12 protein-coding genes are annotated in these 13,628 nt (G+C 29.1%); 6 read left to right on the forward strand and 6 right to left on the reverse strand.

The genetic code is table 11. The features are described from left to right. From ACN0WB_RS01285 to ACN0WB_RS01310, 6 genes are all read right to left on the reverse strand, one after another. Positions 1 to 663, reverse strand: a complete 663-nt coding sequence (locus ACN0WB_RS01285; RefSeq protein ID WP_417428050.1) for an aspartate/glutamate racemase family protein — start codon at positions 661 to 663, stop codon at positions 1 to 3. Continuing rightward, positions 660 to 1,613 (reverse strand): L-histidine N(alpha)-methyltransferase, encoded by a 954-nt coding sequence (locus ACN0WB_RS01290; protein WP_417428052.1) that lies wholly within the window; start codon positions 1,611 to 1,613, stop codon positions 660 to 662. The genes ACN0WB_RS01285 and ACN0WB_RS01290 overlap by 4 nt, the downstream gene beginning before the upstream one ends. Continuing rightward, positions 1,610 to 2,761 carry an ergothioneine biosynthesis protein EgtB gene (gene egtB / locus ACN0WB_RS01295; RefSeq protein ID WP_417428054.1) on the reverse strand — a complete coding sequence of 384 codons (1,152 nt, stop codon included), beginning with the start codon at positions 2,759 to 2,761 and terminating at the stop codon, positions 1,610 to 1,612. Before egtB ends, ACN0WB_RS01290 begins: the two co-directional genes overlap by 4 nt. 111 nt (positions 2,762 to 2,872) lie before the next feature. Next, on the reverse strand, positions 2,873 to 3,616 hold the full coding sequence (gene fabG / locus ACN0WB_RS01300) for a 3-oxoacyl-[acyl-carrier-protein] reductase (protein ID WP_417428056.1): 744 nt from the start codon (positions 3,614 to 3,616) through the stop codon (positions 2,873 to 2,875). Positions 3,617 to 3,663: 47 nt separating this feature from the next. Continuing rightward, complete coding sequence (rsmI, locus tag ACN0WB_RS01305) at positions 3,664 to 4,335, reverse strand: 16S rRNA (cytidine(1402)-2'-O)-methyltransferase (RefSeq protein WP_417428058.1); 672 nt, start codon at positions 4,333 to 4,335, stop codon at positions 3,664 to 3,666. Beyond that, the gene (locus tag ACN0WB_RS01310) at positions 4,336 to 5,316 is read right to left on the reverse strand and encodes a hypothetical protein (RefSeq protein ID WP_417428060.1); all 981 of its coding nucleotides are present in this window, start codon (positions 5,314 to 5,316) and stop codon (positions 4,336 to 4,338) included. It abuts the gene before it with no gap. Positions 5,317 to 5,378: 62 nt separating this feature from the next. Here ACN0WB_RS01310 and ACN0WB_RS01315 point away from each other — a divergent pair, with 62 nt between their 5' ends. The 6 genes from ACN0WB_RS01315 to ACN0WB_RS01340 all read left to right on the forward strand — a co-directional run bounded on the left by ACN0WB_RS01315 (position 5,379) and on the right by ACN0WB_RS01340 (position 13,622). Continuing rightward, the gene (locus tag ACN0WB_RS01315; RefSeq protein WP_417428062.1) at positions 5,379 to 5,966 is read left to right on the forward strand and encodes a thymidine kinase; all 588 of its coding nucleotides are present in this window, start codon (positions 5,379 to 5,381) and stop codon (positions 5,964 to 5,966) included. Next, entirely contained in the window at positions 5,963 to 8,410 is a 2,448-nt protein-coding gene (locus tag ACN0WB_RS01320) for a bifunctional UDP-N-acetylmuramoyl-tripeptide:D-alanyl-D-alanine ligase/alanine racemase (RefSeq protein ID WP_417428064.1), read from the forward strand. The genes ACN0WB_RS01315 and ACN0WB_RS01320 overlap by 4 nt, the downstream gene beginning before the upstream one ends. A gap of 3 nt (positions 8,411 to 8,413) precedes the next feature. Beyond that, positions 8,414 to 10,558, forward strand: coding sequence for a patatin-like phospholipase family protein (locus tag ACN0WB_RS01325; RefSeq protein WP_417428066.1), 2,145 nt, complete (start codon positions 8,414 to 8,416; stop codon positions 10,556 to 10,558). Between the two features lie 4 nt (positions 10,559 to 10,562). Next, complete coding sequence (gene ybeY, locus ACN0WB_RS01330; RefSeq protein ID WP_417428068.1) at positions 10,563 to 10,970, forward strand: rRNA maturation RNase YbeY; 408 nt, start codon at positions 10,563 to 10,565, stop codon at positions 10,968 to 10,970. A 137-nt stretch (positions 10,971 to 11,107) separates the two neighbouring features. Further along, positions 11,108 to 12,970 (forward strand): tRNA uridine-5-carboxymethylaminomethyl(34) synthesis enzyme MnmG, encoded by a 1,863-nt coding sequence (mnmG, locus tag ACN0WB_RS01335; RefSeq protein ID WP_417428070.1) that lies wholly within the window; start codon positions 11,108 to 11,110, stop codon positions 12,968 to 12,970. Between the two features lie 31 nt (positions 12,971 to 13,001). Next, complete coding sequence (locus tag ACN0WB_RS01340) at positions 13,002 to 13,622, forward strand: YiiX/YebB-like N1pC/P60 family cysteine hydrolase (RefSeq protein WP_417428072.1); 621 nt, start codon at positions 13,002 to 13,004, stop codon at positions 13,620 to 13,622. Positions 13,623 to 13,628: the final 6 nt, after the last annotated feature.

Consider the following 13,628-nt stretch of genomic DNA (forward strand, 5'->3'; position numbering starts at 1 on the left):
TTATTTTAAAAACTCTTCCATTTGTAATTCAGCCATATCTAAAATATTTTTATTTTCTTTCGGAGCAAATATTGAAAGTTCTGTACAAGCAATTACAACTGAATATTTATCAGAGTATTTTTTAATTAAAAATTGAAAATTATCTACTTGTGATTTAGAAGTTTTTTTATCATAAACTGATTTTCTAAAATTATCAATATTTTCTTGATCTTTCAATGAAGGTTGAATTATTTTAATATTTTCAGAATTAAATTTCTCCTTCAAATAGTCGGAATTCATTGTATAAATTGTTCCAAAAATAACGATTTCAGAAATGTTTTTTTTCTTTAAATATTTAATGGTTAAATCGACTGGATGACAAATTTCAAACGGAATTTTAATTAATTCTAAAGTTTCGTGAAGCGTGATATTTGGAATAATTAATTTTGAAATTCCTAATTCTGAAATTTTATTTAAATAGAATTCAACTTTGGGTTTTAAAAAAGAAAATTGATTGGGTAAAAATGTGTTTATTTCCTGGAAATCAATTTGGTACAAAAGCATTGGACACGTAGAAAACCCTCCCTTAATTTCACTAAATTTCTGATGAATTCTATCTAAATAATAAAGCGTTGATTCTTTTCCTAAACCTAAAACTCCTTTTGTGTGATTTTCAATTTTCATTTTTTAGTTAAAATATAATCCGCAAAATAGTTTTTTGAATCCATAAATTTATCTTGAATTTTCAACGAAGAATCTTGTAGAATTTTTTCTAGAATTTCATCATTATATTTTCTAGAAACTTCAGTGCTTATTAATTCACCTTCTTCAAAATCAAAAGTTTTATTTAAAGGTTTAATGAAAACACTTTGCCTAATTTTACTTTTCAAAAAACTTTTTGCAACACCTTCTTCTTCGGTATATAATGGCAAATGTTCAAAATTTTCTAAATCAAAATCCGCGTCCATTTCTTTATTAATTCTCGCCAAAAGATTAAGATTAAAATCTCTTGTGACTCCTTGTGAATCATTATATGCGAGAAGAACTATTTCTTTAGATTTTATTAAATCTAAGCCCAATAATAATTTTTCACCTTCTTTTAAATTTTCTGCCAATTGATGCAAAAAATTGTGCGCAACTTGATCATTCAAATTCCCAAGATTGGAACCGATAAACAAAATAATTTTCGGTTTTTTTGAGTTAAATAATTCTTCTAAAACATTAAAATATTCTCCTTGTTTGGCTTCAATACAAAGGTTTGGAAATAACTTTAATAAACGATCAGAAATAATATTTAGACTATTTTGTGAAATATCAACTGGAATATATTTAAATTTAAAATCTATTTTTAAAAGAGCTTCCAATAGATATTGAGTCTTTTTTCCATCTCCTGCGCCAAGTTCAATGAGTTCAAATTCTTGATTTTTATTAATTTCGAAAGAAGAAATTATTGCGTCACTTTGTTCACGAAAAATTTCCATTTCACAATTGGTCAAATAATATTCTGGCAAATCCATTATTTGTTGAAATAATTTATCGCCTATTTTGTCGTAAAAATATTTAGAAGAAATATGTTTGGGATTTTGGCTAAAACCTTCATTAACATCTTTTAAAAAAGTTTCGTTTTCTATCATTTTGCTAATCTTATCCCGGTTATTTGCCATCTGTATTTTGGATGAAAAAAATTTCTGTATGTTTTTCTTTCATGTCCTTTTGGAGTTGCGGTTGAAGAACCGCGCAAAACCATTTGATTTATCATAAATTTTCCATTGTATTCCCCAACTGCTCCTTTTGCAATTTTAAAATTCGGATAAGGAAGATAAGCGGAATATGTCCATTCCCATCTTTTTCCCCATTTTAAATGGTTTGAAGCAACTTCCCATTCAAATTCAGTAGGCAATCTCAAACCTTTCCAAGTGGCAAAAGCTTGCGCTTCGTAAAAAGAAATGTGTGTTAAAATATGATTTGGTTCAATTGGTTTCAGACCTTCCAGCGTGTAAGAAAACCATTTTTCATTAATTTTTTTCCAATAAAGTGGCGATTTTATATTGTTTTCTGTGACCCAATTCCAACCTTCATCCAGCCAAAATTTAAAATTTTCATAAGCTCCATTTTCCATAAATTCAAGAAATTCTTTATTTGTAACTAAGCTTTTAGAAATTTCAAACTCTTGAAGAAAAATTTTATGACATCCTTCTTCATTGTCAAAATGAAAACCTTTGCCTTTAAAACCAATTTCATAAATTCCTTCTGGAACTTTTAACCAACCTTCTTCTTCATTTTCTTGTGCGGTTAAATTAAAATTTTCTTTATAAACAGGATGAATTGGATTGTAGGAAAAAGTGTGTTTTAAATCTGTAATTAATAATTCTTGATGTTGTTGTTCATGATTAATTCCTAAAATAATCAATTCTTCTAATTTTAAATCCACCTCTTTTTGTAGTAATTCCTCTATATATTTTTCAACATATTTTCTATATTCATAAACTTCTTTTACGGTTGGTCTTGTAATGGTCCCACGTTCTGTTCGGATCGCTCTTTCTCCGATTGTGTGATAATAACTATTAAATAAAAAAGAAAAATGAGGATTGAATATTTCGTAATTTTCAAAAAATTTCTTTAAAATCATTTCTTCGAAAAACCATGTTGTATGACTTAAATGCCATTTTGGGGGACTTGCAAAATCTACAGGCTGTGGAATATAATCCTCAATTTCCAGCGGTTCACATAAAGAAACGGAATGCCTTCTTGTTTTTTGAAATAATTGTAAAATTGAATTCATGAAACTAAAATAAGTTTTTTAAGTGAAATTTCAATACAAATAATATTCCGTAAATAAAAAATCACCAACTATTTTGGTGATTTCGGTAAAATTTCTTATTAATTTAATTTTTTAAGTCAACATTCCGCCATCAACATTTAAAACTTGACCTGTTACATAAGAAGATAATTCACTTGCGAAAAAAACACACGCATTTGCCACATCTTCTGGTTGTCCGCCGCGTTTTAATGGAATTCCTTCTCGCCATCCTTGAACGGTTTTTTCGTCTAAAGCAGCTGTCATTTCAGTTTCTATAAAACCTGGAGCAATTGCATTACAACGAATATTTCTAGAGCCCAATTCTAACGCAATCGATTTGGTAAATCCAATTACACCTGCTTTTGAGGCGGCATAATTTGCTTGTCCTGCGTTTCCTTTAATTCCAACTACAGAAGTCATATTTATTATAGATCCGTTTTTTGCTTTCATCATTGGTTTAATAACCGCTTTTGTAAGATTAAAAACAGAATCTAAATTTACTTTAATAATTGTGTCCCAATCTTCTTTTGACATTCTAAGCATCAAATTATCTTTTGTTATTCCTGCATTATTTATTAAAATATCTATCTTTCCGAATTCTTCTAAAACATCAGCAATTAATTTTTGTGCCGCATCATAATCTGAAGCATCAGATTGATAAGCTTTTGCTTTCGTTTTTTCTTTTAATTCTTTTTCTAATTGATTTGCTTTATCTACAGAACCTGCGTAAGTAAAAGCAACTTGAGCGCCATGTTCTGCAAAAATTTCAGCAATCCCTTTTCCAATTCCTCGAGTTGCGCCCGTTATTAAGGCCACTTTTCCTTCTAATAATTTCATATATTATTGTTTTTATTTTTATTTAAGCAGTAGAAAATTTAATTTTTTTAAACATTATTTACTACCAAAACTATCTCTCCTTTTAAAGTTTTGCTTTTAGAAAAATCAATCACTTCCTGAATAGTTCCGCGTTTTGTTTCTTCAAATTTCTTAGAAATTTCACGGCTTAAACTTACTTTGGTTTCTTCTCCGAAAAATTCTTTTATTTGCTCTAAACAAGTATTAATTTTATGCGGACTTTCATATAAAACGATGGTTTTTTTCTCCGAAGCTAATTGTTTTAATTTTGTTTGTCGTCCCTTTTTTGGCGGTAAAAATCCTGCAAAAAAGAATTCATTATTTGGAAGTCCAGAAATTACCAAAGCGGGAACAAAAGCTGTTGCGCCTGGTAAACATTGCATTTCTAACTTTTCATCTGAAATTGCTTTTGCTAAAAGATAACCAGGATCGGAAATTCCTGGAGTTCCTGCATCCGTAATTAATGCTATATTTTGTCCCTCTATTAAATCTAAAATTATTTTTTCTGTAATAAAATGTTCGTTATGTAAATGATAGGATTTCAATGGTTTAGATATTTCAAAATGTTTTAAAAGAACGCCTGAAGTTCGCGTGTCTTCACACAAAATATAATCTACTTCCTTTAAAATCCGCACTGCGCGAAAGGTCATATCTTCTAAATTTCCAACTGGCGTAGGAACAAAATATAGAATTCCACTCATTTAAATAAATTTATTTTCTACCAAAATCCACAATCTTTGCGCGTAGTCATCTACTTTTTGCCATCCATTTTCATAATAAAGTTCACTCAAATATTCTTTAGCTTCATCTAAAGTTTTGTATGAATTTAGTTTTTTTAGAGTGGATTTTAAATCGTCTTCATCTCCCTTAAATAAAAGTTTTGTAAATGCAACTTTATCATTTAAATCAATTCTGAAGTCTTGCTTTGGTTTTTCTGCTTCCATAAAATCTGTTGCCATATTGCTATTTTGCAATGTGCTTTTTGATAAAGTTTCCGATTTTTCTTCATCTAGAAAATCATCATCAAATAAAGATTTTACAATGCTTAAACCCTTTATTTTCCCTAATCTAAATTTCTTTTCAGCATGTGTCTCTGTTTTAAAATCTTCGAAGACTGGCGCATTTTCAGCTACTTTTTCATCTTTTCTATTAAATTCAATTATTTTTCGTCGATTTTCTTCTTTTTCTAGTTGAGTTATTTTTTTCTCTTCTTTTATTTCAATTAATGGTGTGATTTCTTCGTTCACTATTGATTCTTCCAATTCCGTAACTTCAGTTTCCTTTTTAATATTATCGGTAGAAATATATAAATCTTCCATTGGAAGTTTCAATTTTGTATCTTCCAATTTATTTTCTGAAATAGATCTTAGCTTAGATATTAATTCTGCAATTTCATTCTCCTTTTCCTCTAAAGTTTTCCAATATTCTTCTTTTAGTTGTTGAATATGATTTTCCGCCTCTTTTTTTTCTAAGATATTTTTATCTAAATCTTCATTTAATTTTTCAGAAATTTTCCCACTAATGAAATTTATATTTTTTAATAATGAAACTTTTTCTAAAAGAAGATAAATATTGTTTTGCTCCGCCACTAAAGATTCTGCGTTTTCAATTTGATGAAGTTTTTCTAACAAATTTTTACACTCAAAAAAAATATTTTCTTTTAAATTTTCTGTGTTTTGCATTATTTTATCTTGTTAATTTTTGCTTACTTTTGAAGTAATTTTAATAATTGCTAATTTAACAAATGTTTTTAGAAAACACAATAAATCACGCTAAACAAAGTGGTTGGATGGAAGTCATCTGCGGCTCAATGTTTTCGGGAAAAACGGAAGAATTAATTCGCCGATTGAGACGAGCGGAAATGGCAGGACAAAGTGTGGAGATTTTTAAACCCGCTTTAGATACAAGATATTCTGAAGAAGATGTTGTTTCTCATAATCAAAATAAAATTAGAAGTACTGCAGTACAAAGCACTTCCGAGATATTACTTCTAGGTTCTGGTTGTGATGTAGTTGGAATTGATGAAGCTCAATTTTTTGACGAAAGTATTGTAGAAATTGCAAATCAATTAGCTAATAACGGAGTTCGTGTTGTAATTGCAGGTTTAGATATGGATTTTCTTGGAAGACCTTTTGGACCGATTCCCAATTTGATGGCAACCGCAGAATATGTGACGAAAGTTCATGCAATTTGTCGTGATACAGGTAATTTAGCAAACTATTCTATGCGAACTTCAAAAGGGAAAGATTTAGTAGAATTAGGCGAAACGGAAAATTACGAAGCCGTAAGTCGGAAAATTTTCTTTGAAAAAATGTCTTTAGATAAAAAATGAATTACACCACTGCAGAATTAGCAAAAATTACAAATTCCCAATTAATTGGAAATGAAAATCTGCATGTGCAGTCTATTGCTTTTGATAGTAGAATTATTTTTTCTACCATTGATACTGCGTTTATTGCATTAAATAGTTCTAAAAATTCGGGTGAAAAATATATTAGTGAAGCCATAGAAAAAGGAGTTTCTATCATTATTTCTGCGCATCAAGTCTTTGAACATCCAAATATTTCGTGGATAATTACTGAAAATACGACACTTTTTTTACAGAAATTAGCAAAATATCATTTTGAAAATAGCCAAATAAAAAGTATCGGAATAACCGGAAGTAATGGCAAAACTATCGTAAAAGAATGGCTTTATCAATGTTTATGGGATGAATATCCAACCGTAAAAAGTCCTAAAAGTTTTAATTCACAAATTGGCTTGCCGCTTTCTCTTTTACAAATTGAAAAAAAACACCAACTTGGGATTTTTGAAGTCGGGATTTCAAAACCGGGCGAAATGGAAATTTTAGAAAATATCTTTTCTCCCGAAATAGGAATTTTAACCCATATTGGAACTGCGCATTCAATTAATTTTAATTCTGAAGAAGAAATTATTAATGAAAAATTAAAACTTTTTAAAGAATCAACAACAATTATTTTTAATGGAGATAATGATTTATTATACAGAAAGATAAATGAAATATATTCAAGTAAAGAATTAATTTCTTATGGCACAAAAAGCAGAAATTATTATCATTTAACAACGGATTGGAAAAACGTAAATAAAGAAATTGAAGTTGAAGAAAAAAATGGAAAATTTTCTTTCCCGGTAAAAGTTCGGACTGAAGCAACAGTTATAAATGCGCTTTGTATCATCGCAACATTAAAACATTTGGGATTTAAAATTTCAGAAATTCTAACGAAATTAGAGGCGATAAAGTCTGTGGAAATGCGCTTAGAAAGTGTAGAGGGAACGAGAAATAATTTAATTATCAATGATTCTTTTAATTTAGATGTAGATTCTCTTCAAATTGCTTATCAATTTATAAAAGAATATCAAAAAGAAAATAAAGTTTTAATTCTTACTGACATTATTGATGTAAAAGAAAAACCAGAAATTCTATATCCATATGTTGCCAAACTCACAAATGAGCAAAATTTCAATCAAATATTTTTAGTTGGAAATGAAATTACAAAATATTCAGAATTATTTTTAAATAATGTTTATAGTTTTAAAACAGCCGAAGAACTTATTGATAATCATGAAATAAACAAAATTGAAAATTCCATTATTTTATTAAAGGGAGCAAGAAAATTTGAAATTGATCGTTTAAAATTAACTTTAGAACTTCAAAAACACGATACTGTTTTAGAGGTTAATTTAAATAATTTACTTCACAATATTAATATACATAAATCTTTGCTAAAGCCTCAAACAAAAATGATGGCGATGGTAAAAGCTTATTCTTATGGTTTAGGCGGCTATGAAATTGCAGAATTTCTGCAGCATCATCTTATTGATTATCTGGGGGTTGCGTATGTTGATGAAGGAATAGATTTAAGAAAAAAAGGAATTACAGTTCCTATTATGGTAATGAATCCTGAACAACACAGTTATAATGGGATTATTGATTATAATTTAGAACCAGAAATTTATAGTTTTCGAGTCTTAAATCAGTTTGTAGAAAAATTAAAGCAAAAAGGAATTGAAACAAAATATCCAATTCATATTAAATTAGAATCAGGAATGCATCGTCTTGGTTTTAAGACTGATGAATTAGATGAATTAATCTATCAGTTGAAGTATCATAATTTACAACTTAAAAGTATTTTCAGCCATTTATCTTCCGCCGATGATGAAAATGAAAACGACTATACAAGGAAACAATTGAAAATATTTAGTGATAATTCAGAGAAAATTGTTTCAGCATTTAATTATTCTATTTTAAGACATATTTTAAATTCTTCAGGTATCGTTAATTATACTGATTACCAATTTGATATGGTAAGAATTGGAATTGGAATGGTGGGAATTTCTTCAAATAAAAAAATTCAAAAACAATTAAAATCAGTTGTTAGTTTAAAAACTCTAATATCACAAATTTCTGAAATTTTACCAGGTAAAAGTGTCGGTTATAATCGTAAATTTATTCCAAAAAATAAAACCAGAATTGCAACAATTCCAGTAGGTTACGCCGATGGAATTCCACGTTTAATTGGAAATGGCGTGGGAAAAGTAGGAATTAATAAAATTTTGAAACCAATTGTAGGAAATATTTGTATGGATATGATGATGATAAATTTAGACGATTTACCTGCAAACGAAGGTGATGAAGTAATTATTTTTAATGAAAACCCAAGTTTAGAGGACTTTGCAAATTATTGTAAAACTATTCCATACGAAGTTTTAACATCAATTTCTAGACGTGTAAAAAGAATTTATATTAAAGATTAACCAATGAAGAAACTATTATATTTTGTAGCATTTTTCATTATATTTTCTTTGCAAGGACAAGTGAAGAAAGATTTTGTAGTTCCACTGCACCCAAAAATTGGGCTTTCTTTAAGCGGAGGAGGAGCAAAAGGTTTTGCACATATCGGCGTTTTGAAGGTTTTAGATTCTTTAGGAATTAAAGTAGATTATATTTCTGGAACTTCGATGGGCGCTATTGTGGGCGGACTTTACGCTTCTGGTTATACAGGAAAAGAAATTGAAAAAATTGTTTTAGACACTGATTTTTACACCATTATTGCAAACGAAAAAACACGACAAGAAACTTCTTTTTTAAATAAATCTATAGATAAATATTTGTTTACAATTCCTGTTGTAAATGGGAAATTTAATGTTTTACCAAAGGCAATTTCAACGGGTCAAAAAAATATTTATCTCTTAAAAGAATTATTTAGAAATGTTTCTAATATAACAGATTTTTCAAAACTCCCCATTCCTTTTATGTGCGTTGCAACTAATTTGGAAACTGGTTCTTTAAATATTTTTGAAAAAGGCGATTTATCACAAGCAATTATGGCAAGCTCTGCTTTTCCTGGTTTAATGGATCCTGTGAAAATTGGTGACAGCTTATATATTGATGGAGCAATGACGATTAATTATCCTTCTAAACCACTGAAGGATAAAGGAATTGATGTTGTAATTGGTGTAGATTTAAGTCAAGGTTTAGCAAAAAAAGGCAATTTAAATAGTGCCATTTCAATTTTAAATCAAGTAATAGATTTTGGAATTCAAAAAGAAACGAAAGTTCAATACAAATATACCGATATTAATATTCATCCTAATTTAGGTGATCTTTCTGCCACAAGTTATGATGCAAAAAAACAAATTTTAGATTCTGGTTATGTTGAAGCCAAAAAGTATATTTCCATTCTTAAACTACTTCCTAAAAAATCGGATACAATTCTACGGGCTCCAATGACGGGCATTTACTCCAATGTTTATAAAATTGACAGCTTACAACTCGTAAATAATAATATATTTAACAAAGCCTATGTTCGTGGAAAAATGAATCTTAGAACGCCCGCTCTTTTAACTTATGGAAATATCAATAAAATGATTGATAAACTTTACGCCACAAATAATTATAAATTAATCAATTACGATATATTACAAACCGATAATCACAATATTCTGCGAGTAGATGTACAAGAAGATGATACACGCTTTTTTCTTAAATTTGGTTTACATTATGATGAAATCTTTAAAACAGGATTGCTTATTAATGCAACTGTGAAGCGGCTTTTCTTCAGAAATTCTACCATTTCTTTAGACGGCATAATTGGTGATAAACCGCGTTATTATTTTAATTATTTTATTGATAATGGATATATTCCAGGTTTTGGAGTTTACGCTTCTGGTATGAGTTTTAACACTAAAGACAGTAATGGAGATGTTGTACAAACTGTAAATTGGTTTCGTAATGAAGCCTATATTCAATCTATTTGGCGAGATAGATATGCTCTTGGAGGCGGAATTAGTAATGATATTTTTAAAATTGCCGGACTTCCTTCTCAAACATTTTATAATGCGTATGTTTTTGTAAAAAGTGATACACAAGACGATAAAGAATTTCCAACACGGGGTTTTTATTTACATGCAGAAGGGAAAATTTTAGATTTATCTAATAAGGACATTTTAAGTAAATCTTATCAAGCAAAAGCAGATATCAAAATCCATTTCCCCATCAGTAATAAATTCACTTATTCTCTTCATTTATTCTCAGGATTTACTGTGGGAAGTGAAGATTATAATAATTATAAATTTCATATTGGAGGTATTTTTGATCAAAATTTAGGAAATTTTGTCTCGTTTCAAGGTTATCAATTGGGACAAATTTCAAACGATAATATTCTTTTAGCCTCTAATAATATTCAATATAGTATTTCTAAAAATTTCTTTTTGATAGGAACGTTTAGTATTGCAAATTTATTTGACGAGATTAAAGTGAAAGAATTTTTGAATATTCGTTACAAATCTGCAGGTATAACTATAGGATATAAATCTCCTTTTGGACAAATTAAAGCAAATTATAGTCATCCGTTGAATAATAATAGCGGAACTTTTAACGTTATTCTCGGTCATTGGTTTTAAAGTTATGATACAATTCTTTTTTGAAAATATAGATTCAATTGAAATCTCTGAAAAAATTTCACCTTGGTTAATTAATTTAATAAAGTCAGAAAATAAAAAAGAAGGAGAAATTTCTTATATTTTTGCTGATGATGACTATATTTTGAAAGTCAATCAAAACTATTTAAAACACGATTTTTACACAGATGTCATTACTTTTGATTATGTGAAAGGGAAAACTATAAGCGGGGATATTTTCGTATCTTTGCCGCGCATTTCTGATAACGCCAAACTGCTAAATAAAAACTTTGAAACAGAATTTCTTCGCGTTTTAGCTCACGGCATTCTTCATCTTTGTGGCTATAAAGACAAATCTGAAGAAGAAATTTCAGTAATGCGTAACAAAGAAGATTATTATTTAAATCTTTTTTAGGAGCTATTTCCCGCTTTCCAGTTCAATCTTTTTTATATTTTGTAAAATGATAAAAGGATTTCCGTTTCAATCGGGCTAGTTGCGTTTTGGTTTTTTAAGATAGTTTTAGTAATGTTTCACGTGAAACAATAAAGTTTATGATAAACGAAATATATGATGTTATAGTTGTAGGAGGTGGTCACGCAGGTTGTGAAGCCGCTGCAGCTGCTGCAAATTTAGGTTCTAAAACTCTTTTAGTAACAATGAATATGCAAACCATCGGACAAATGAGTTGTAATCCTGCAATGGGCGGAATTGCAAAAGGGCAAATTGTGAGAGAAATAGATGCAATGGGTGGTTATTCTGGTATTGTTGCGGACAAATCTGCGATACAATTTAAAATGCTTAATCTCTCAAAAGGTCCTGCAATGTGGTCTCCAAGAACACAAAACGATAGAATGTTATTTGCTGAAGAATGGCGAATTGCTTTAGAACAAACACCAAATCTTGATTTTTTCCAAGATATGGTGAAAGAATTAATTATTGAAAACAATAAAGTATGTGGTGTAAAAACTTCATTAGGGATTTCAATAAAATCAAAATCTGTTGTTCTTACAAACGGAACATTTTTAAACGGACTTATTCATGTTGGTGAAAAGCAATTAGGTGGAGGAAGAATGGGCGAACCAAAATCTTTTGGAATTACTGAACAATTAGTAAGTTTAGGTTTTGATGCTGGAAGAATGAAAACGGGAACTCCACCAAGAATAGACGGTAGAACCCTTGATTACGGCAAAATGGAGGAACAAAAAGGTGATGAAAATCCTCAAAAATTTAGCTATACAAATACACCAAAAATAACGAAACAATTAAGTTGTCATATTACTTACACCAACGAGAAAGTCCATGATATTTTACGCACGGGTTTTGAAAAATCTCCAATGTTTAACGGAACAATACAAAGTATCGGACCTCGTTATTGTCCAAGTATAGAAGATAAAATAAATAGATTTGCTGAAAGAAATCGTCACCAACTCTTCGCAGAACCAGAAGGTTGGAGAACAGTTGAAGTTTATTTAAATGGTTTTAGCTCATCTTTACCAGAAGATATTCAAATAAAAGCAATGCACGCAATTCCAGGTTTTGAAAATGCTAAAGTTTTCCGTCCTGGTTATGCAATAGAATATGATTATTTTCCTCCTACTCAACTCAACCACACTTTAGAAACAAAATTAGTTGAAAATCTTTATTTTGCAGGACAAATCAATGGAACAACTGGCTATGAAGAAGCAGCAGGACAAGGTTTAATTTCAGGAATTAATGCACATAATAAAGTTCATGAAAAACCTGAATTTATTTTAAACCGTGACGAAGCTTATATCGGTGTTTTAATAGATGATTTAATTACAAAAGGAACAGAAGAACCTTATAGAATGTTCACTTCAAGAGCAGAATATCGCTTACTTTTAAGACAAGATAATGCAGACATTAGATTAACCGAAAAATCTTATCAAATGGGTTTAGCTAAAGTTGATCGATTAAAAAAAGTGGAAGAAAAGATATTTAAAAGTCGCGAATTAGAAGAATATTTAGGGAAAACTTCTTTAAAACCTAAAATAATCAATCCTGTTTTAGAAAGTGTAGAATCTGCTGTTGTAGATCAAGCTTATCGCGCAACGCAAATTTTAACCCGACCAAATGTTACGTTACGAACTTTAGAAGCAATCCCCGATTTAAAAGAAAATATAGAAAAATATTCCACAGAAGTACGTGAACAAGCGGAAATAAATATTAAATACAAAGGTTATATTGAGAAAGAAAAAGCAAATGTAGATAAACTTAATCGTTTAGAAAATATTAAAATTTCTGAAGCTTTTGATTATTTAAAAATTGCTTCTTTATCAACTGAGGCACGACAAAAATTAACAAAAATTCGTCCAAAAACTTTAGCTCAAGCTGGAAGAATAAGTGGTGTTTCTCCTTCTGATATTAATGTTTTAATGGTTTATATCGGAAAATAAATTCTAATGTTTCACGTGAAACATTTAAATTATGAAACAAATTTACCTTATTTTTATTTTAGTTTTAATACAAAACTGCACAGCTTTAAAATATGATGAAATTCAAAATGGGGATTTACTTTTTGTAGAAGCAAAAAAGGAAAATTTATCTGGCGCAATCAGCAGAGTAACTGAAAATGATAACTCAATTTCATTTGATCACATTGCAATTGCTGAGAGAAAAAATAATAAAATAAATGTTTTAGACGCTTCTGTAAAAAATGGTTCAAGCAAATCTTCTTTAAAGGCGTTTTTAAATAATCATAATGATACCAAAGTTGTACTCTATCGTTTAAAATCTCAATATCAATATTCAATTTCAGATGCTTTATTAAAAGCAAATTCAATGCTTGGGAAACCTTACAATACAGCTTATGTTTTAAATGAAAATTCTTATTATTGTTCAGATTTTATTGAAAGAAGTTTCCGAGACGCTCATATTTTTGAATTAAAACCTATGACTTTTATTAATCCTAAAACTGGAAAAATAGATGAATTTTGGTTGAAATTTTATAAAAATTTAGGTCTTGAAGTTCCAGAAGGTAAATTAGGTTGCAATCCAAATGGACTTTCAAAATCTTATAAAATTAAAAAAATTAAAGTTTTGAATTAATCTTAG

Source organism: Halpernia sp. (assembly GCF_048269545.1).
Classification (GTDB): Bacteria; Bacteroidota; Bacteroidia; order Flavobacteriales; family Weeksellaceae; genus Halpernia.